The organism is Streptomyces sp. NPDC047081 (assembly GCF_040643775.1).
Taxonomy (GTDB): Bacteria; Actinomycetota; Actinomycetes; order Streptomycetales; family Streptomycetaceae; genus Streptomyces.
Map to the genome: position 1 here is coordinate 17,635 of NZ_JBEYUY010000024.1, position 19,222 is coordinate 36,856.

A 19,222-nucleotide genomic window follows, 5' to 3' on the forward strand; every position below is an offset into this window, starting at 1 on the left:
AATGGTCGCGTACGACGACGGCGGTGCGCCCTGTGGAGGAACGCACCGCCGTCGTCGTACCGGAGCAGTGGCTAGCTCTTCGCCAGGCCGGCCGGTGTCTCCTCGCGGTGGGGTTCGCCGCTGGTCACCCGGGTGGTCGGGCGGCGCGGGGCGCGCAGGAGTGCCGCGGCGACGAGGGCGGCGACCAGGGCGAGGGTGCCGGAGACCAGGAGGCACAGGTGGAGGCCGTCGAGGAAGGCCTCGCCGAGGGCGCCGAGGGCGCGGCCCTGTTCGGGGCCGAGGTCCAGGCCGGCCGCGGCGCCGAGGCCGCCGTGGTCCACCGCCGAGGTGACCGTGTCGACGGTCGCCTGCTTGAGGCCGGCGTCGGTGAGGTGGCCGGGGAGGGCGTCGGTGGCCTTCGTGGTGAGGAGGGTGCCGAGGACGGCGGGGCCGAGGGCGCCGCCGACCTGGCGGAAGGCGTTGTTGCCGGCGGCGGCCATGCCGGCCAGGTGGTGCGGCACGGAGGCGACCGCGGTGGCGGTCATCGGCGTGATGACGAAGCCGAGGCCGAGACCGAGGAGGGCCAGCCGCCAGGCCAGGGAGGCGAAGGAGGTGTCGGCGCCGATGCCGGTGAGCGAGAACAGGGCGCCGGCCGTGACGAGCAGACCGCCGGTGATCATGAAGCGGGGAGCGATGCGGTGCATCAGGCGCCCGGCGACCGGGCCCACCACCAGGCACACCGCGGTGACCATCAGCAGCCGGTAGCCGGCCTCCAGGGTGTCCAGCCGCTGGACCATGCCGAAGTAGAGGCTCAGGACGAAGAAGAAGCCGATCAGCCCGAGGAAGGTGATCATCGCGACCAGGGTGGTGGCGGTGAAACCGGGGCTGCGGAACAGGGACAGGTCCAGCATCGGACTGCTGCTGCGGCGCTCGACGAGGACGAAGGCGACGCCGACGGCGGCCGCGGTGAACAGGGCGACCAGCACCTTGACGTCCGTGAAGGAGTCGGCGCCGCCCTCGATGACCCCGTAGACCAGCGCGGTGACGGCGAGCGCGGCGGTGAGCTGGCCGGGCCAGTCGAGGCGGCGGGAGGCGGCGCCGGGGGCACGGGACTCGGTCAGCTTCGTTGCAGCGACCGCCATCGCGGCGAGCGACACGGGGATGGCCGGCAGGAAGACCCAGCGCCAGGCGAAGTGGTCGAGGAGCACGCCGGCCATCAGCGGGCCGAGGGCGAGGGCGAGCATCAGGGCGGACGCCCACAGGCCGACGAACTTGGCGCGCTCGCGATGGTCCGGGACGACATGGCTGATCAGGGCGAGGGTGGTGGGCAGCAGGGCGGCGGCGCCGAGCCCGGCGAAGGCCTGACCGATCCACAGCACCTGGACGGACTGGGCGCACAGGGCGACGGTCGCGCCGACGGCGGCGCTGGCCAGGCCCGCCTGGAACACCTTCTTCCGCCCGTGGACGTCGCCGAAGACGCCCGCGGTCAGGATCAGGGCGGCCATCGGCAGGACGAACGCGTCGGACACCCAGGACAGCTGGGAGGTCGAGGCGTGCAGGGCCTGCTGGACGGCGGGCAGGCTGACCGAGACGGAGGTCACCGGCAGATAGGCGACGAAGACACCGACGCAGGCCATGACGAGCGTCGCCGCCCGCCGCTCGACCGGCGGGGCCGCCGAGGTCGTGACGTTCACTGAACTCTCCCTTGCGGTGCCGGGCACCGGGGACGGTTGATACGTCCGACACTTTCGGCTGGATCGGCGGGAAGAGGCGGGCCAGGGGGCCGTAGGACGGGGAAATCCGATGCGGGGAGCGGGGGCGTCGGGGAAATCCGACATCAGGGGGCGGTGTGGACGATCGGAATCCGAGATCGTACGGAGTGGGCCGCTGAACGCCTCCCCGCCGACCCGCGGCCGGTCACATCCGGGCTCTGAGCACGTCGACCTCGCAGCCCGGCGCGAAGGGGTCGAAGCCGTGCTCGCTGAGCCAGCGGACGATCAGCAGGCTGCGCAGCGACCACCACGCGTGGACCACGTCGAGGTCGACGTCGGTGCCGTAGCCGGCGATGAGGTCGTCGAGGTGCTCCTCGTGTCCGAGGGTGAAGGTGGCGAGGTCGTACAGGGCATCGCCCTGGCCCGCCTCGGACCAGTCGATGATGCCGGTGACCTCCTCGCCGTCGAGGAAGATGTGGGCGAGCTGCAGGTCGCCGTGCGTGAACGCCGGGGTCCACGGCCGCAGCGCGGCTTCGGCGACCTGGCGGTTGCGGGTGACCAGGTCGGCGGGCAGGACACCGTTCGTCACCAGCAGCTCGCACTCCTTGTCGAGTTCCGCCGTCAGCGCGGCGATGCTCCGGCCGGCCTGGCCCGGCCGGGGTGGCAGGGGCGCGTCGTGCAGCTTGCGGATGGCGGCGCCCGCCGCGGCCCACGCGGCCGGCGAACCGGTCGCCGGACCGCCGAGGCGCCCGAGCGTCGTGCCCGGGAGCGCGGCGATCGCGAGCACGTGCGGCTTGTGCCACAGGACCTGGGGGGTGGGGACCGGCGCGAGGGCCATCGCCGCGAGCTCGGCGTCGAGGCGTGCCTGGTCGCCGTCGACCTTCAGGAACACGTCACCGACGCGCAGAGTCGTGCGCTCGGAATGGGCGACGACGACTTGGACCTCATCCATGGGCGACCAGTATCCCGGGGGTGATCGCCGACGTCGCCGGGTTTTGTGTCGCCGGGTTTATGGCGCCGGGCTTTGTGTCGCCGGGTTTATGGCGTGCGACGACGCGGCTGACCGGGGCATCGCTGTCCTTGCCTTGCCGCTCGGCCCGCCGGTGCCGTTCAGTCGGCGATGTCGACGCCGTATCCGCGGGCGAGGGCGTCGAGGCCGTGGTCGTAACCCTGGCCGACGGCGCGCAGGCGCCAGAGCGGGCCTCTGCGGTAGATCTCCGCGAGGAGCATGGTGCGTTCGGTGGTGGCGGCGTCCAAAGTGGCCCGGGCGAAAGGGGCGCCGTTGCTGCCGGGGGCCGCGCCGATCTGGATGGCGCCGGCCGTCCCGAAGGTGGCTGTGCCGTCGATCGCCGCGGCGACGACGACCTTGCGTGTGGCGGGCGGCAGGGCGGCCAGGTCGAGGGCGACGGTCTGTTCGGCCGGGCCGCCGGTCAGCAGCCGTACCGTCCCGGCCGGGCTCTCCGGAGCCCCGTAGAAGACGAAGTCCTCGTCGAAGGTGACCTGTTCGTCCTCGTCGAGCAGGAAGGCGACGACGTCGATCTCGTAACCGGACCGCGGGGCCCAGCCGGCGGTGACATACCACTCCGGCGCCGGTCCGCCGTGGGGCACGGGCAGGTCGATGACACCGCCTCTCGGCAGGACGTGCGGCGCCTGGGGCCGGGGTGCCGTGTCGGGCGGGGCGGTGGGGGCCGGCGCGGTGAGCCAGTGGCGGTCGTGCACGGAGAGTCCGAGGGCGGTGATGCGGCTCATGCGCCGGTCGCCCTGCCCGCCCTCCAGGAGTACGACGTCCGTGACGCTCGCGGACAGGTTGATCGCCGCGGACCCGCCCAGCTCGACGACGCGGGTACGGGCCGCCGCGGCATCGGCGTGGAGACCGCCGAGCACGAGCACGCGATGCCCCGCCAGTGGCCCGTGCAGGGTGCCGACGGCGGGCGCCTGTCGGCGCGGAGCGGGAACCGGCCCGCGGGGCGCGGCCGTCGCTCGGGCCGCTGGTTCCGGGGCGGGGGCCGCGGTGGTCGGAGCGGGCACCAACTCCCTTTGCGCGACCGCCGGTTCGGCCACCGGGGCGACAGTCACGGCCGTCGTCTCGTGCTCCGTCCCCGGCCGTACGTCGGCCAGCAGCCGCAGGAAGGTGGGCTCGTCGACGACCGGTACGCCCTCGGCGAGTGCGCGTCGGGCCTTCGCCGAGTCGGACGCCGGTTCGTTGGTGACCAACAGGCTGGTGTGGCGGCTCACGGAGGTCATCATGTTCAGCCCGGCGGCGACCGCCCGCCCGATCAGCTCGGCCCGGGCATGGTCGGTCTCGCCGGTGATCGCGACCTTCATGCCCTGCCGGAGCGGCCCGCCGGGGGTCAGCCGTCCTGGATTGCGGTAGGCGCAGGGAGTCTTCGGCGGCTTCGGCGTGAACTGCGATTCCGCGCGGGGCGGGCAGGTCACGAGCGGCAGGGGCAGATCGAGCCGCGCCGCCTCGCGCAGTGACGCCCGCAGGATCCCGGCCAGTACCCGGGTGTCGTCCAGGGCGTCGTGAGCGCGCCGCTGGGGGATCCCGTAGTGGGCGGCGAGGGTGCCGAGCTTCATGTCGGCCGTCGGCGGATCCACCTGGCGGTTCAGTGCCAGGGTGCACAGCCGCCGCGACACCGGCAGCCACATGCGCGCGCGGGCGAACTCGTGGGCCAGGAAGTCGTAGTCGAACTGGGCGTTGTGGGCGACCAGGACGCGGTCTTTGAGCATCGCCCCGATCCGCCCGGCGACCTGGTCGAACGTCGGTGCGCCCCGTAACCGCTCGACGGTGAGCCCGTGCACCTCGACCGGACCCGGGTCGCACCCCGGATCGAGCAGCGTCGAGAACTCCCCGGTCTGTTCGCCGTCCGGGCCGATCGTGATCACCGCGACGGACAGCACGCGATCCCGCCGGGCGACGAGTCCCGATGTCTCCACGTCGACCAGGGCCCAGTCGTGGGCGTAGTCGCCCGTGGTGGGCACGTCGAAGGAGGCGGAGGCGAGAGTCATGGCGGAAAGGATGATCCGATATCCGTCCCTCCTTCAACCTGTATGCCGATTTGCCCCAGTCGACGGCTTGCCCGGGCAACGGGTTCCCAGGCCGGGGGCGCCGACGTATTTCGGTCACCGAGTGTGCCGGAAGCCGACCTTGGCCTGGAAGTCGGACCCGTCCTGGAAGCCGGCCTTGTTCCGGAAGCCGGACTTGTTCTGGAAGTCGGACTTGTTCTGGAAGTCGGACTTGTTCTGGAAGTCGACGTCCTCCGCCAGGACGATCCGGGCGCCCATGTTGCGTTCCATCATTTCCAGCGCGGCGGTCTCAAGGTGCGGGTGGATGGCGGCGACCGCGTCCTTCGGCAGCGTGACGTGCAGATGGCGGATGTGGGCGTCGAGGGCGGAGTACAGGATGCACTGCTCGGTGACCTGGCCGGTCAACACCAGGGTGTCGACGCCCAGTTGCCACAGGAGATACGACAAGGGCGTGTCGTAGAAGATCGAGTGCCGGGTCTTCACGACGAACAGGGAGTCGTCGTCCGGCCGGATCGGCTCGACCAGGTCGGCGTGCGGCCGGGAGAGCGCGGTCTCGACGAGTTCGCCGTGGTGGGAGCGCCACAGCCCGAAGTTGTCGTTGACGTAGATCACCGGCACGCGCGCGGCACGGGCCCGGCCGATCAGCTTGGCCAGGACCGGCACGGCGCGTTCGGCGGCGGGGAGGAGCAGCTCCGCGTCCTCGTGGTCGTACGTGTTGATCATGTCGATCACGATGAGCGCGGTGCCGTCGCTGCTTGCTGGTGCGGACATGGAGGACCCGTGGTTCGTGCGGTCGGCTGCCGCCGGGGGTGACGAGCAGCCTCAGCCGGGAGTGAGGGCAGGCTCAGTCAGGGGGCGAGCAGCCTCAGCCAGGGGGCGAGCAGCCTCAGCCGGGTGTGACGCGGCCGCGCCACGAACCGGACTCTCCGCCGCGCGCCTCGATGAAATCCTTGAAGCGCCGCATGTCGCCCTTGACTCGCCGGTCCATCATCCCGAGCACATCCGCGGCCTTCTCCGCCGCGCCGCTCGAATCGACGTCCATGACGAGTTCCACGCGCGTGTGCGTGTCGTCGAGGCTCTGGAAGCGCACCATGCCCATCTGCTTGGTGTCGCCGCCGATCGTGCGCCAGGCGATCCGCTCGTCCGCCAGCTGGTCCACGATCTCGGTGTCGAACTCCCGTCGCACCCCGCCGATCTTGGTGGTCCAGTGGTTGTGAGTGTCGTCGAGCTGCGTCACCTCTTCGACGCCCTCCATGAACTGCGGGAACTCCGCGAACTGAGTCCACTGGTTGTACGCGGTACGGACCGGCACGGCGACCTCGACCGCTTCCTTCACTGTGCTCATGGATACGCCTTCCCAGGATGTCGACGGGCCCGGGGCGAGGCCGCGCCCGTCCTCCGATCACGGACGGTGGGTCGAGTACCCGGATCCACGAGGGCCACCTCGAAGTGGGCGAAACAGCCGCCGATGTCTAGGTCGGGCCGACGCGGGTAGACGGGAGCGGCCGGCAGGGAGGCGGCGCAGCGCCTGGGGAGGTCCGGCGCCGCCTCCTGTCCGCGTGACCGGGCGCGAGCCTGAGGCTGCCGGTCGTTCGGCGCCCCGCCGAACAGCGCCACGGCGAGCGGCAGCCAGAAGGAACGGCGCTGCCACCCGCCGCGCATACGGCGCGTCAGCCGACGGTCGCGCCGAAGCGCCCTCTCGATGTCCGCGAGGATAAGTCGCTCGCGAGGCGTGAGCCGGACCCTGTTCCTGCCCCTGTCCATGACAGGGGACTCAACCCGTAGCTCCGGCTCAGCTCGCGCCTGCCGAGTACCCAAGGTCGGCTGTTCAGTCGCAGCGTCCGTCAGTCGTGGACGAGCTGTTCGGTCAGGCGATGTGCCTGGGCCAGCAACGTCCCATAGGTCACCAGCGCGTCCGGGTCGTCATGTATGGCGTCCGGCAGCCGCCGACGAAACGCGTCGAGAGTACGGTGCAGCTCCTCGGCCGCTTCACGCACCTGCTCCTCGGCACGGCCGTCGCGCCCGCCCGGGGCGAGCCGTGCCCGGCCGTACAGCCGTATGGCATGCGAGGTGTGGTGCAGGAAGTCCGCGTAGGCACGGGTGATCTCGGCAGGGGGCCTGGCACCCTTCCCGCTGCTGGTGGTCTCCCACACGGTCCGGGTCACGCCTGCCGTGTGGACGGTGACGTAGTCGAGTACGGCCAAGACGTCGTCGTACGCCTCGCTGCGTGAGGGAGGAGTCCGCTCGCGGGGCCTGCGTGGGTTGACGCGCATGCTTTCGCGGCTCCAGCCGATCGCGGAAGGGGCCCGGTCGACGAGGTGGCTCAGCCGCAGGGCCCGTTCGTGCCACTCGCGGGCCGCCTCGCCGCTCCACTCACCGACGGCCAGACCGTCGGCCACCGCGTCGAGGAGTTCCTGCGCTTCTTGGGCCGCGTATTGCAACGCGGAACGGGCGTCGCGCAGATACACGGGTGGCCGGATCAGCGCGTTGAGCACGACGCCGACCACCGCGCCGAAGCCCGCCTCCGCGATGCGGGCCGCGGAGGAGGTGACGGTCACGGGGCCGCCGGTCAGAACGAACAGGGCGCCGGTGGCGGCGTAGACGCCCTGGCTGCCCAGCCGCCGCCAGTTGCCGAGAAGAAGTACCGCCGGGAGGACGAGGGCCATCGTGACCATGGTGCTGTCGAGCAGCAGCGCCACGAGGGTCGCGACGACCGTGCCCACGGTGATCGCCGCGAGCTGCTGCAGGCCGTGCGCGAGTGACCGATAGACCGTCGACTCGACCAGCACGACCGCGACCCACGGCGCCACGAACGCCATCGGAGCGTCGAGCCACCAGCCGGCAAGAGCCCACGCCACCCAGGCGGCAAGCGCCGCTTTCCCGGCCTGCACCACGAGATCCCGCTCGGGCCCGGGCCCTGCCCCCACTCGCCGCATGGCGGAAACGGCAGCCCGGATACGACGCCGAACAGCCCGTGTCGCCCTACACATCCACTCCATGCCCCAGCAAGTGCCACACGAGGGCCGCCCCTCACCCACCGACGACGACGCGCCCAGGCGGCTTTCCCTGCGGACCGGCGTGCCGTGTCGTCCCTGAGGAAAGCTGGTCTGAGAGCAGAAACGCCCTCCCGAAGGAGGGCGGAGCATGGGCGCCCGGCGGGACGCGTGGCATAAGGACGGCGGTCTGAGCTGGGGTTCTTGACGGGCAAGCTTGTTGTCGAGGGGAGCTTTTGTCCGACAGCTCGGGGGAGGGGCGAGCGGTGAGGCGGCTCCTCGTGGGCCGTGGAGCGGATGCCTCGTATGTGCGTCAGCGGGAGTTCGCGCTGCAGCTGAAGCCATCCCGTGGAAGAGATCGGCGCCTTCTCGGGAGGCGGGACGCGGGCTCCCCTGGCGAGCATCATCCGGGACGGGAAGACGTACGGCATCGGCTCGCCCTGGACTCTGCCCGCACGCGCGCCATCACGACGTGACGATCATCGAACTCCAGCGTGAGACCTTCTCGGTCGCGACGAACGGCCCCGGCAGTGTGGCGCGTCCGTCCTTCGAGTCGGCCGAGCTGAACGGACTTCCCTGGATCCTGCCGCCCGCCTCCAGCCACTACGGGCGCGCCATCTCGCTCGGTCTCAGGCGCCGCGGCATCGAGTCCCGTGTGGTCCACGAGGTCACCGACACCGCGGCGTCTCTCCACCTGGCCGCCGCCGGACTCGGTGCCACGGTCATCACTCCGCTGATGCGCCGGCTGAGCCCCGGTCTCGACCTGTGTGTACGCCCGATGGCCGATCCGATGACGCGCGACGTGGTCCTGGTCGTGCCCGGCGGGGACCGCCCCGTACCGGTGAACGCGTTCGTCGAGACGGCGCGCCGGATCACCACGGCCTTGGCCTGAAGGCGAGCTCAAGAGAGATCGAGACCGAGATCGAGACCGAGATCGAGATCGAGACTCCTCCCCACCTCGGCGATCGACGCCGCCGACTCTGCGGCGTACACCTCCTCTGGGACGGCGACCCGGCTGCCGATCACCCCTGACATCCAGGAGATGTCCCGCTCGGCACCGCCCTGGTCGGCGGCCACGCTGCCCGCTCCGGACAGGTTGGAGGCGAAGATCCCGGCCGCGGATCGGGGGAGGAAATCCTCGTAGACGATCGGCTCGGCGGCGATCGCGCCGGCCTCGGTCAACGCGTGCAGGTTCGGCTCGGCGCCGCGGGCCCGGTCGGCGTCGACGACTCGATACGTGAAGTACGCCAGTCGCCGCCGGGCGAGTTCGCGCTCGGTGGCCGGGATCCGCTCCTGCCAGACCCGCACGGCGATCTCCTGCCTCGTCGTCGCCCCGGCTGCCTCCCGGAGCCGTCGGTCGACCTCGGCGACCGACTGTTCGTAGAGGTCGCGCCCCCGTGGGGTGAGGGCGATCCCGCGGGCCTCGACCTCACCGAAGCGGACCCGGAGCTCTCCCTCGCCGATGCTGCCGTCCGGCTCGCGGAAGCGGCGCGGCTCGGCCAGCGCCCGGAAGGACGTCTGACGGAGCAGGACGTCCGGTCCGTCCCAGCGCGGCGGGCCCTGGATCTGGTCGATCATCTCGATCCCGCGCGCCTGCATGGAGACGTACAGGTCGTCGATGTCCAGGACCCGCGGGGTGAGGTGGTTGATGTGCGTGCTGGTCACGCCGCCGATGTCGGCGGCCACGTCGGAGATCTCCGCGAGCTCGGCGTACCAGGCCCGGTCGACCGGCTCCGGCGAGAGCGCGAACGACGCGGCCGCCAGAGCCAGGAAGCGTTCGGCGTCCTCCGCGCCGAGCGCGCCGTACGCGACGGCTCGGTCCGCGAGGGTCAACAGCTCTTCGGGGAACAGCCGGCGGGCGTCGAGGAACGCCTTGAGCCGGCGCTCCAGGTCCTCGTCGAAGAAGCGTCGGTCCTCGGGGACGAGCATCGAGGTGAACACACGGAACGGGTTGGCGGCCAGTTCGTCGCGCTGGAGAGGACGGAAGGCGGTCGAGACGACGGGGATTGGCCGAGGGTGCGCGTCGCGCAAGTCGTAGAAGCCGCACGGGTACATGCCCAGCGCGGCGAAGACACGGGCCACTTGGGCCAGCTCGGCAGGGGTGCCGACCCGGATGGCACCGTGCCGCTCGGCGGTGACCCGGGTGATGCTGCCTAGACGTTCGGCATCGACCCCTTCCCGCTCCAGGACACGCCTGTTGACCTCGGCCGAGGCCTCGACGAGCGTGGTGTACGCGGGGACTTCGGTGCCGTACAGGTCGGAGAGACGGGCGGCGAACCTGGCGCGCAGCTCCGTGGCGCCGACCGTGTTCGTGACGGTGTGCATCGGGGGGTGCTCCTCTCGCTGGTCATGCCGGGATCCGGCCGCGCAGACGTATCGCGTCACGCGCCCGGTCCTCGGCGAGCCGCTGGGCGGCGGCGTGGGGTGTGACTCCGAGCCTGCCGCTCGTCTCGACGACCGTCCGGGCGTTCGCCCGCATCCTGGCCGAGATCATCGGGAACACGTCGGCGGGATCCATCGGGAACGGCGAGTACCGCGCGTCCGTCGAGTGCGCCGTGGCCACGATGCCGCCGGCGTTGGCGATGGAGTCTGGGCACGACCACGACGCCGCGCTCGTGGAGGACCTCGCGGGCGGCCGGGGTGGTCGGAAGGCTGGCGCCCTCGACGATCAGTCTCGCCGTGGTCCGTGCGGCGAGATCCTTGTCGATGACATCCTGGCGGGCGGCCGGGATGAGGATCTGCGCGGGTGTCCTGAGCGCTTCGTCGGCGTCGACTGCACCGCCGTACTCGCGGACGCAGTCGTCGCTCGTCCGCTCGCGCAGCTCGACGAGCCGTGCGATGTCGAGGCCGTGGGGGTCGATCGCGGCGCCGCGGGCGGTCGAGACAGCGGTGACGACCGCGCCCAGGCCAACCAGTCGTTGAGCTGTCGCCCGACCGACGGCACCGAAGCCCTGGATGACCACGGTGGCACCGGTGATCGGGAGTCCGATCGCCTGGGCGGCGGTGTCCGCGGCCTCGGCGACGCCGTAGCGTACGGCAGTCCGCCCATGTCGAGACCGACGACGTACTGCTCGGGGACCTCGTCGCGCAGCGCGCGGGCGAAGGCCCTGAGGATGTTCTCCTTGCGACTTCCCGGACGGTGGGCGTCGGGCTCATCCGGGTGCCGCCCTTGCCCATGCCGCGCGCGGTGTTGTCGATGACCAGGACTCCGCGCATCCCGGACTTGCGGTCGCTCACGCACACGACCCAAGAGGTCAAAGGTGTCGTCGGACACGGATCGCTCTCCTCGCCCTGTAGTCGCACTGCTGCCGTGGGCGCCATGTTTCCGAGCCGACCACGGGGTGGAAAGCGGGCGAGGACTCCGGCTGCCGTGGTGAGCACGAGTTCTGCTGATGCTTGCTCTGGACCGGGTGTCGCCCCGCTTGTACTGTCTACGAACAGATGGGCGCTCAGCGAAACTTCAATGACGAAGGAAGAGGGCACACCGTGACGGACACAACGGAGACAGAGCCGCGATCCGACTGGGAGCCTCGCTCCCACCCGGCCCCGTACACCGACTACGAGAACCTGCGCCGGCAGTGCCCGGTGGCCTACAGCGACAAGCACGGCGGCTTCTGGAGTCTGATGAGGCACGCCGACGTGTCGAAGGCGGCCAGGGACTGGAAGTCCTTCCGCAGCGGACAGCCGTTCGTCGAGTTCCCCGACTTCACCAGCGCGATCCCGATCACCCTGAACCCGCCCGAGCACACGGCGGTCCGCACGCTGCTCAACACGTACTTCCGCCCCGACTTCCTGGCACCGCTGGAGGAGAAGGTGCGGGGCTACGTCGACGAACACCTCGGTGAACTGCTGTCCGGCGGGCGCGGTGACGCCATCACGCTGGCCAAGCCGGTCCCGGAGCGCACCCTGGCCGCTCTGCTCGGCATGCCGGACGACACCTACCTCATGTTCCTGGAGAAGCACCGGCGGATCTTCGAGCTGGCGGGCGACGCGGAGGCCACGAGCAAGCTCCTGACGCATCTGTGGACGGACGAGGTCGCCGCCCTGGTGGACGACCGCAAGGCCCACCCCCGCGATCCGCGCACCGACCTGATGAGCGGCGTCCTGGCCGCCGAGATCGGCGGTGAACCCATCCCGTACGAGAGCTGCGTGGCGATCGGTGTGATGCTGTTCGCGGCCGGCGGCGAGACCACGACGACCGCCATCACGACCTCCCTGCACCACCTGGCCACCCACCCCGAGGACCAGGAACGGCTGCGCGCCGAACCGTCGTTGATCCCGGTCGCCGTCGAGGAGTTCCTGCGCCTGAACACGCCGTTGCACCACCTGGCCCGCCGCACCACGAAGGACGTGACCGTGGGGGAGCGGACCATACCGGCGGACAGCGTGGTCGCCCTCAACTACGCGTCGGCCAACCGCGACGAGACCGTCTTCCCCGACGCCGGGACGTGCGTCCTCGACCGCACTCCGAACCGGCACCTGGCCTTCGGGTTCGGCGTCCACCAGTGCGTCGGCGCGCCGGTCGCCCGGATGGAACTGCACGTGGCCCTGGAGGCGGTCCTCGCCCGCACCGCGTCGATCGAACTCGACGGCGAACCCGTGGAAGGCACCAAGGCGAACCTGGCCAGCGGCTTCGCGTCGCTGCCGCTGAAGTTCACGTTCCCCGAGTAGGAGCAGTACGTGTACGAGACCGAGCTGACCGTCTCCGCCGTCGGGACGGCGGCGGACGGGGTGAAGACCTTCACACTCACCGCGTCCGACGGCCCGCTGCCCCGCTGGGAGGCCGGCGCCCACATCGACCTGGTGCTGGACGACGGCATGGTCCGCCAGTACTCGCTCTGCGGTGACCCGGACGATTCGGGCGCATGGCGGATCGCCGTGCTGCGGGAGGACGAGGGCCGCGGTGGTTCCCGCTTCCTGCACGAGCGCGTCGGCGTCGGCTCGCGGATCCCGGTCCGCGGCCCGCGCAACCACTTCCCGCTGGTGCGGGCGGACGGCTACCGGTTCGTGGCGGGCGGCATCGGGATCACCCCGCTCCTGCCCATGATCCGCGCGGCCGAGAAGAGCGGAGCGGAGTGGACACTGGTCTACGGCGGCCGGACGCGGGCGGGCATGGCCTTCACCCGGGAACTGGAGCGGTACGGCGACCGGGTGGAGCTGGTGCCGCAGGACGAACGCGGGCTCATCGACCTCGACGCCGTGCTCGCGGACCCCGTCCCGGGCCATCGCGTGTACTGCTGCGGTCCGGCACCGCTCCTCTCCGCGGTCGAGGAGCGGTGCCGCGCCTGGCCCGTGGGCTCCCTGCACGCCGAGCGGTTCGCACCCGTGGCACCGGTCGGCGGCGACGAGCGGGGCCCGGCCGAGTTCGACGTGGTGTTCGCACGGTCGGGCCGGTCGGTGACCGTCCCCCGCGGCCGCTCGATCCTGGAGGCCGCCAGATCGGTCGGCATCGAGGTGCTCTCCTCGTGCGAGGAAGGCACCTGCGGGTCGTGCGAGACGGCCGTCCTGGAAGGGGAGGCGGACCACCGTGACGTGGTCCTCACCGATGAGGAGAGACAGGCCGGCGAGGTGATGATGATCTGCGTCTCCCGGTCGCACGGTCCGGTCCTGCGCCTGGACCTGTGAACGCCGGCCGTCCTCATCGGCGCTCGCGGTCTCACCGAGCCTGGTCGCGGTCGGGGAACGGCCCGGACAACAGCCGTGTGCCCCCATGGGACAGCTGCCCGCCGTCCACGACGATCTCCGCACCGGTGATCCAGCTTGCGGCGTCGCTGAGCAGGAACGCCACCAGTGGCGCCACGTCGGTGACCTCCCCGACCCTGCCGAGCGGGATCAGCTGGAGCGAGGTGGTCCGGAAGGACTCGGGGTTCTGGCGTACGAGCGGCGTGTCGATGTAGCCGGGGAGGACGGTGTTGACCCGGATGCCGCGATGGCCGAGCTCGTTGGCGGCCAGCTGGGAGAGGCCGCGCAGCCCCCACTTGGACGCCGTGTAGGCGGTGGGGCGGTGGCCGGTGAGTCCCGCCACCGAGCTGATGTTGACGACCGAGCCGCCGTCGCGCATCAGCGGCACCAGCGCCTGCATGCCCAGCAGCGGGCCGGTGAGGTTGACCGCCAGCGTGCGGTTCCAGTCGTCCGGCGACACCTCCAGCAGCGGAGCCCGAGCGGCGGTCGCCGCGTTGTTGACGAGCCCGTCGACACGGCCGAACCGCTCCTCCAGCGTCGAGGCGAGCTCCGCCCACCCCTTGGGGTCCGTGACGTCGAGCTCGTACGCGAGCGCGACCGAATCGGCCAGTTCCGGGGTCGTCTTCACGTCGACGCCCACCACGGTGGCGCCGTCGGCGGTCAGCTGCCGCGCCTCCTCAAGACCCTGCCCCTGACCGGCACCGGTCACCACCAGCACCTTGCCGTCCAGCTGTCCCGCCATGACTCCTCCATACGCACTGTCGCACTGTTCGGAATTGAACCGTCTGAAACCGCCTGCGGCCGCGTTCACTTGCTCGTGGGCACGACCCCTCGCCCCTGCTCGGACGCCACTGCCCCGGGAGCCGGCGGTGAGTCGTCGATGCGGTGTTCCCCGCGGACCGGGATCGTGGCGACGGCGACCAGGGAAGACCCGGCGGCCACGGTGAAGGCGGCCGGGTAGCCGGTGGCCGAGATGAGCGTCGCCATGAGCGGCGGGGTGGCGGTCGCCACCACGTGCTGGGCGGTGTTCTGGATGCCCAGGGCCTTGCCCGCCCAACCGCTCCCCGCGTACTCGGCGACCGTCGTGTAGGCCAGTCCGTTGGTACTGACGGAGACCACCGCGGCCACCACTACGACGACGACGGCCGTACCGCTCCGGGCGGCGGCGCAGACGGCCAGCGCGGCGAGGGCGAGCGCGATGGCCACGGTCAGCGCGCGCATCGGCCGCATCCGGCTGCCCGCCCGGTCCGACCACCAGCCCGCCACCAGCCGCAGGACCGCCCCGCCGAGCTGCCCGGCGGCCACGGCCCGCCCCGCGGCGGCGGCCTGCCAGCCGTGGACGTCGACCAGGAAGACCACCGAGAAGGCGGAGACCGTGAACTGCGGAACGATCAGCAGCGCACTGGAGGCGTGCACCCGCCACAACGTCGGGGTCCGGTACGGCGACCCCGGCCGGCGTGCCGCGCCGGCCGCCGTACGCCGAGGGTCGCGTGCCGCGACTGCGACCAGCGCGGCGCCGGCCAGACAGCACACGGAGAGGAAGAGCAGCGCCCGGGAGCGGCCCGCGTCGGCCAGCGGCGGCAGGGCCAGCGCGCCCACCGCGACGCCGACCGGCTGGGCGGTCTGCCGCAGCCCCATGGCGATGCCGCGCCGGCCGGGGGCGAACCAGCCCAGGACCAGCCGCCCGCTGGCGGAGTGCACCGCCGCGCCCGCGGCGCCGGCCAGCAGCAGGCACAGGCCCAGCGGGACCGTGCCGTGCGCCTGGGTGGCGAGGGCCAGCAGGGTCCCGGCCAGGCCGAGGCCGGTCGCGATGATCCAGCGCTCGCTCCAGCGGTCGGCCGCCGCGCCCCACGCGACCAGGGTGAGCAGCAGACCGGCGGTGGGCGCGGCGGTCAGCGTGCCGGCTTCGGTCAGGGTCATGCCCTCGGCGCGGAGGGCGGGGATCAGGTAGACGGCGCCGTACTGGAACGTGCACCCCGCGGTCATCGCGAGCGTCCCCGTGGTGAGAGCGATCCAGCGGTTGCCCCGAGCGGGCGCGTCCGAGGCCGGGTGGACCGGGGTCTGACGGGCCATGGCGTCCTTCCCTCGTCCTCGTAGGCGTTCAGCGTACATCCGGGCGTTCAGCGAACAATACCTGTCTGAATGCTGGACGCGGGTAATGCCCGTGTGTACATTCAGCGAACCGATGGTCGGTCAACGAACAAGGACGGTACGAGTGCGCAACAGACGTTTCGTCCTCGCCGCTCGGCCGACGGGCGTGCCCGAGCCGGACGACTTCCGGATCGAGGCAGGCCCCGTGCCGAGCCCGGGCGACGGCCAACTCCTGGTCCGCAACGTGTACTTCGGGGTCGACCCCGGACTGCGCCCCGCACTCGCCGAGACCCCGCCCGGAGTCACCGACGACGAGTTCGAACCCATCCCCATCGGCGGGCTGGTCGGCTACTTCGACGTCGGCGTGGTGATCGAGTCCCGCCACCCGGACTTCGCGCCGGGCGAGTGGGTGACCGCGATGCTGAAGTGGCAGGAGTACGGCGTGGTCGACGCGGGCCAGGCCCGCAAGGTGCCCGCCGGCCCGCTGTCGCCGTCCACGGCCCTGGGCGTGCTGGGGGTGCCGGGCCTGAGCGCGTACTTCGGGCTGGAGCTCGGCGACCCGCAGCCGGGGGAGACCGTGCTGGTCACCTCGGCCGCGGGCGGCGTCGGTTCGATCGCCGCGCAGCTCGCCGCGATCCGCGGCTGCCGGGTGATCGGCACCGCGGGCAGCGACGAGAAGTGCCGCCGTCTGCGGGACGACCTCGGTCTGGCCGCCGCGCTCAACTACCGCACGCAGAAGGATCTCGCCGCGGCCGTCCGTGAAGTGGCGCCGGACGGCGTCGACGTGCTCTTCGACAACGTCGTCAACCAGATGATCAGCGACCTGCTGCCCCGGATGCGCCCCCATGGCCGCATCGTGGTGTGCGGCCAGATCGCCGACTACGGACTCCCGCCCGCGGACGTCCCCGGCATCCGCAACACCAACCGGTTCGTCACCCACCGGCTGACCATGCGCGGCCTGTTCGTCCACGACCACGCGCCCGAGTTCCCCGACGCGTTGCGCCGGCTCACCGACTGGGTGACGGCCGGCGCACTGACGTATCGCGAGGATGTGGAGCACGGCTTCGAACGCCTGCCCAACGCCTTCGCGGCCCTGTTCACCGGCGACACGGCCGGCCGCAAGATCGTCCGAGCCGACCATGAAGGAGACGAGACATGAGCACCGACCCGAAGGCCACCGTGCGCGAGTTCCTGGACGCGGTCAACCGCCAGGACTGGGACCGCTGGGCCGAGCTGCTGGCACCGGATCTCAGCTACACCGTCCAGGGCCGTGACCTGCCCGGCGGCGGCGTCCCGCTGGACCGGGAAGGCGCCCTGAAGATGGTGCCCGGCATGATCGCCCTGTTCGCCGAGGGCGGTCCGACGCTGGAGATCACCCACATCATCGCCGAGGGCGACTGGGTCTTCGTCGAGGCGACGGGCCACGGCTCCTTCCACGACGGCACCCCGTACGACAACCGCTACGCGAACGTGTACGAGGTGGTCGACGGCCGCATCAGGACGCAGCGCGAGTACATGGACACCCCGTACATGGCCGGGCTGCTCGCCACCGTCGCGCCCCCGGCCTGACATGGGCGACGACCTCGCCCCGGCACGCACGCTGCTGTTCGTGCCGGGGCATCGACCCGACCGGTTCGCCAAGGCGGCCGGCAGCGGCGCCGACGGGATCGTCCTGGACCTGGAGGACGCCGTCGGACCGGAACTCAAGGACGCGGCCCGTGAGCACGTCCGCGCCTGGCTCGCCGACGGCGGACGCGGTGTCGTACGCGTCAACGCGCCGGGCACCGAGTGGTACGACGCCGACGTCGCCGCGCTGAGCGGGCGCCCGTGCCCGGTGATGCTGCCCAAGGCGGCCGACCCGGACCAGGTCGGCCGGCTGCTGGCGGATCTGCCGGCCGGCTCGGCCGTCGTACCGCTGATCGAGACCGCGGCCGGGGTCCTGGAGGCGCGCTCCATCTGCGCGGCACCCGGTGTGGTCCGCGCGGCCTTCGGCAGCGTCGACCTCGGTGCCGGGCTCGGCGTCGACCCCGACGACCGGGCGGCCCTGGCCACGGCCCGCTCGCTGCTCGTCCTGGCGTCCGCGGCGGCCGGTACCGCCCCGCCGCTCGACGGGGTGACCACCGCACTCGACGACGAACGGGCGCTGCGCGCCGACACCCGGCACGCCGCCACGCTCGGCTTCTCCGGCAAGCTGTGCGTCCACCCCCGTCAAGTGGCCGTCGTGCACGCCGAGTTCGCGCCCTCCGACGAGGAGCTGCGCCGTGCGAAGGAGATCGTGGCGGCGGCCGGGGAGGGCTCCGTGGCCGTGCTGGACGGGCGCATGATCGACAGGCCGGTCGTGGAGCGGGCCCGCCGACTGCTCGACCGGGCGCACCGCCCCGTAGGGCGTCGCTTTCCGCCAGCCAGTTGACCGATTCCGCCAGTGGGGCGGACGCGCCCGGTCCGGCAGGCAGTTTTTCCCCGAGCCGCGCGCTGCCCCTGGACCGCTCAGGAGCGGCGCACAACACAAGGAGGTGGCGGCCGTGCAGCAGCCGCACGTGATCGTCGTAGGAGCCGGCCCCGTGGGACTCGTCACGGCACTCGGACTGGCCCGCCGCGGGGTGGCCGTCACAGTGCTGGAGCGCGAGCAGGGCATCGTCCGCTCACCGCGCGCCATGGTCTACCACAACGGAGTGCTGCCCGGACTCGCCGAACTCGGCATCCTCGACGACGTCGAGCGGACCGGGGTGCGGGGGACCGAGCTGGCGTTCCTGGACCACGAGAACCGGGACGCCGTCCGCTTCGACCTCGGGGTGCTCGACGGGCACGAGCCCTACAGCCACAACATCCACCTGGGCCAGGACCGCCTGGCGGACATCGCCCTCGACCACCTGGGCGGGCACCCGGACGCTCGGGTCGTGTTCGGTGCCGTGGCCGCCGACTTCAGCCAGGACGAGCACGGGATCTCGGTCTCGGCGTTCGTCCAGGGCCGCTTGCGCGACTACCGCGCCGACTACGTCATCGCGACCGACGGCGCCTCCAGCGCGCTGCGCACCGCCGCCGGCCTCGGCTTCGAGGGCACGACCTGGCCCGAGCGGTTCATCGCGACCAACGTCCGCTACGACTTCGCGAGCCTCGGCTACGCCGACTCCACCATGGTCGTCCACCCCGTGATGGGCGGCATCATCGCCCGCATCGACGACTCCGACCTGTGGCGCGTCACCTACCACGAGGACAGCGCCCTGCCCCCGGAGACCGTCGCCTCGCGCATCGCGGCCTTCTACGCCGAGCTGCTCCCGGCGGGGGCGTCGTACGAGCTGACGCAGTTCTCGCCGTACACGATGCACCAGCGCGCCGCGCGCAGCTTCCGCGCGGGCCGCCTGCTGCTGACCGGCGACGCCGCCCATGTCACCAACCCGATCGGCGGCCTGGGCCTGACCGGCGGGCTCTTCGACTCCTACGTGCTGTCCGAGGCGCTCGCCGCGGTGCTGGCGGGGACGGCCGACGACGGAGTGCTCGACGCGTACGCCACCCAGCGGCGCGACGCCTTCCTCACCTACGGCTCGCCGCGGGCCAGCGCCTTCAAGACCCTCGTCTTCAACTCCACCGACCGGACCGAACTCGACCGCACCCTGGCGGCGCTCCGGACGGCCGCGGCCGATCCCGGGCTCGCCCGCGAGGCGCTCCGCGTCAGCCAGCCCTACCGGACGCCGTCGCTGCTCGGCGGCGCTTCCCTCGTGTCCAGCGACAAGTGAGGAC

The 19,222-nt window shown here is 71.9% G+C and carries 16 protein-coding genes and 2 pseudogenes; 7 read left to right on the forward strand and 11 right to left on the reverse strand.

From position 1 onward, the window contains the following. Window positions 1–71: 71 nt before the first annotated feature. The 6 genes and pseudogenes from ABZ848_RS35130 to ABZ848_RS35155 form a co-directional block, all read right to left on the reverse strand. The gene (locus ABZ848_RS35130) at window positions 72–1,616 is read right to left on the reverse strand and encodes an MFS transporter (RefSeq protein WP_360838717.1); all 1,545 of its coding nucleotides are present in this window, start codon (window positions 1,614–1,616) and stop codon (window positions 72–74) included. A 280-nt stretch (window positions 1,617–1,896) separates the two neighbouring features. Further along, on the reverse strand, window positions 1,897–2,643 hold the full coding sequence (locus ABZ848_RS35135) for a phosphotransferase (protein WP_360838521.1): 747 nt from the start codon (window positions 2,641–2,643) through the stop codon (window positions 1,897–1,899). Between the two features lie 158 nt (window positions 2,644–2,801). Next, complete coding sequence (locus ABZ848_RS35140) at window positions 2,802–4,700, reverse strand: TerD family protein (protein ID WP_360838522.1); 1,899 nt, start codon at window positions 4,698–4,700, stop codon at window positions 2,802–2,804. 240 nt (window positions 4,701–4,940) lie between these two features. Further along, window positions 4,941–5,489 (reverse strand): annotated as a pseudogene (locus ABZ848_RS35145) (isochorismatase family cysteine hydrolase); the annotation flags it as partial. A gap of 115 nt (window positions 5,490–5,604) precedes the next feature. Next, entirely contained in the window at window positions 5,605–6,063 is a 459-nt protein-coding gene (locus tag ABZ848_RS35150) for an SRPBCC family protein (RefSeq protein WP_360838525.1), read from the reverse strand. Window positions 6,064–6,562: 499 nt separating this feature from the next. After that, window positions 6,563–7,654: an aromatic acid exporter family protein gene (locus tag ABZ848_RS35155; protein WP_360838527.1), complete on the reverse strand. Its 1,092-nt coding sequence runs from the start codon at window positions 7,652–7,654 to the stop codon at window positions 6,563–6,565. Between the two features lie 529 nt (window positions 7,655–8,183). Here ABZ848_RS35155 and ABZ848_RS35160 point away from each other — a divergent pair. Then, a complete protein-coding gene (locus ABZ848_RS35160) occupies window positions 8,184–8,603 on the forward strand; it encodes a LysR substrate-binding domain-containing protein (RefSeq protein WP_360838529.1) in 420 nt (139 codons plus the stop codon). Window positions 8,604–8,611: 8 nt separating this feature from the next. On the opposite strand, the gene ABZ848_RS35165 is transcribed toward ABZ848_RS35160, so the two are convergent. The 3 genes and pseudogenes from ABZ848_RS35165 to ABZ848_RS35175 form a co-directional block, all read right to left on the reverse strand. Next, window positions 8,612–10,036, reverse strand: a complete 1,425-nt coding sequence (locus tag ABZ848_RS35165) for a VOC family protein (RefSeq protein WP_360838530.1) — start codon at window positions 10,034–10,036, stop codon at window positions 8,612–8,614. Window positions 10,037–10,058: 22 nt separating this feature from the next. After that, window positions 10,059–10,274 (reverse strand): hypothetical protein, encoded by a 216-nt coding sequence (locus ABZ848_RS35170; protein WP_360838532.1) that lies wholly within the window; start codon window positions 10,272–10,274, stop codon window positions 10,059–10,061. A gap of 88 nt (window positions 10,275–10,362) precedes the next feature. Continuing rightward, window positions 10,363–10,713 (reverse strand): annotated as a pseudogene (locus ABZ848_RS35175) (NAD(P)-dependent oxidoreductase); the annotation flags it as partial. 484 nt (window positions 10,714–11,197) lie between these two features. Between ABZ848_RS35175 and ABZ848_RS35180 the strand changes: the two are divergent. Continuing rightward, complete coding sequence (locus tag ABZ848_RS35180; protein WP_360838533.1) at window positions 11,198–12,382, forward strand: cytochrome P450; 1,185 nt, start codon at window positions 11,198–11,200, stop codon at window positions 12,380–12,382. Between the two features lie 60 nt (window positions 12,383–12,442). Beyond that, window positions 12,443–13,336: a PDR/VanB family oxidoreductase gene (locus ABZ848_RS35185; RefSeq protein ID WP_360838719.1), complete on the forward strand. Its 894-nt coding sequence runs from the start codon at window positions 12,443–12,445 to the stop codon at window positions 13,334–13,336. Between the two features lie 31 nt (window positions 13,337–13,367). Here the strand turns inward: ABZ848_RS35185 and ABZ848_RS35190 are convergent, their stop codons facing one another. Both ABZ848_RS35190 and ABZ848_RS35195 read right to left on the reverse strand, forming a co-directional pair. Further along, window positions 13,368–14,135, reverse strand: a complete 768-nt coding sequence (locus tag ABZ848_RS35190; protein WP_360838534.1) for an SDR family NAD(P)-dependent oxidoreductase — start codon at window positions 14,133–14,135, stop codon at window positions 13,368–13,370. 65 nt (window positions 14,136–14,200) lie between these two features. Then, the gene (locus ABZ848_RS35195) at window positions 14,201–15,466 is read right to left on the reverse strand and encodes an MFS transporter (protein WP_360838535.1); all 1,266 of its coding nucleotides are present in this window, start codon (window positions 15,464–15,466) and stop codon (window positions 14,201–14,203) included. 142 nt (window positions 15,467–15,608) lie between these two features. On the opposite strand from ABZ848_RS35195, the gene ABZ848_RS35200 reads away from it, so the two are divergent. From ABZ848_RS35200 to ABZ848_RS35215, 4 genes are all read left to right on the forward strand, one after another. Then, on the forward strand, window positions 15,609–16,643 hold the full coding sequence (locus ABZ848_RS35200; RefSeq protein WP_360838537.1) for an NADP-dependent oxidoreductase: 1,035 nt from the start codon (window positions 15,609–15,611) through the stop codon (window positions 16,641–16,643). Then, a complete protein-coding gene (locus ABZ848_RS35205; protein WP_360838538.1) occupies window positions 16,640–17,053 on the forward strand; it encodes a nuclear transport factor 2 family protein in 414 nt (137 codons plus the stop codon). The genes ABZ848_RS35200 and ABZ848_RS35205 overlap by 4 nt, the downstream gene beginning before the upstream one ends. Before the next feature lies 1 nt (window position 17,054). Next, window positions 17,055–17,894, forward strand: coding sequence for a CoA ester lyase (locus ABZ848_RS35210; protein ID WP_360838540.1), 840 nt, complete (start codon window positions 17,055–17,057; stop codon window positions 17,892–17,894). A 112-nt stretch (window positions 17,895–18,006) separates the two neighbouring features. Further along, window positions 18,007–19,218 carry an NAD(P)/FAD-dependent oxidoreductase gene (locus tag ABZ848_RS35215; RefSeq protein WP_360838541.1) on the forward strand — a complete coding sequence of 404 codons (1,212 nt, stop codon included), beginning with the start codon at window positions 18,007–18,009 and terminating at the stop codon, window positions 19,216–19,218. Window positions 19,219–19,222 lie beyond the last annotated feature (4 nt).

Coding starts and splice junctions, on each gene's coding strand:
- ABZ848_RS35140 (WP_360838522.1), bottom strand. CDS start 4,700: ATGACTCTCGCCTCCGCCTCCTTCGACGTGCCCACCACGGGCGACTAC.
- ABZ848_RS35150 (WP_360838525.1), bottom strand. CDS start 6,063: ATGAGCACAGTGAAGGAAGCGGTCGAGGTCGCCGTGCCGGTCCGTACC.
- ABZ848_RS35205 (WP_360838538.1), top strand. CDS start 16,640: ATGAGCACCGACCCGAAGGCCACCGTGCGCGAGTTCCTGGACGCGGTC.
- ABZ848_RS35155 (WP_360838527.1), bottom strand. CDS start 7,654: ATGCGGCGAGTGGGGGCAGGGCCCGGGCCCGAGCGGGATCTCGTGGTG.
- ABZ848_RS35195 (WP_360838535.1), bottom strand. CDS start 15,466: ATGGCCCGTCAGACCCCGGTCCACCCGGCCTCGGACGCGCCCGCTCGG.
- ABZ848_RS35210 (WP_360838540.1), top strand. CDS start 17,055: ATGGGCGACGACCTCGCCCCGGCACGCACGCTGCTGTTCGTGCCGGGG.
- ABZ848_RS35130 (WP_360838717.1), bottom strand. CDS start 1,616: ATGGCCTGCGTCGGTGTCTTCGTCGCCTATCTGCCGGTGACCTCCGTC.
- ABZ848_RS35165 (WP_360838530.1), bottom strand. CDS start 10,036: ATGCACACCGTCACGAACACGGTCGGCGCCACGGAGCTGCGCGCCAGG.
- ABZ848_RS35190 (WP_360838534.1), bottom strand. CDS start 14,135: ATGGCGGGACAGCTGGACGGCAAGGTGCTGGTGGTGACCGGTGCCGGT.
- ABZ848_RS35135 (WP_360838521.1), bottom strand. CDS start 2,643: ATGGATGAGGTCCAAGTCGTCGTCGCCCATTCCGAGCGCACGACTCTG.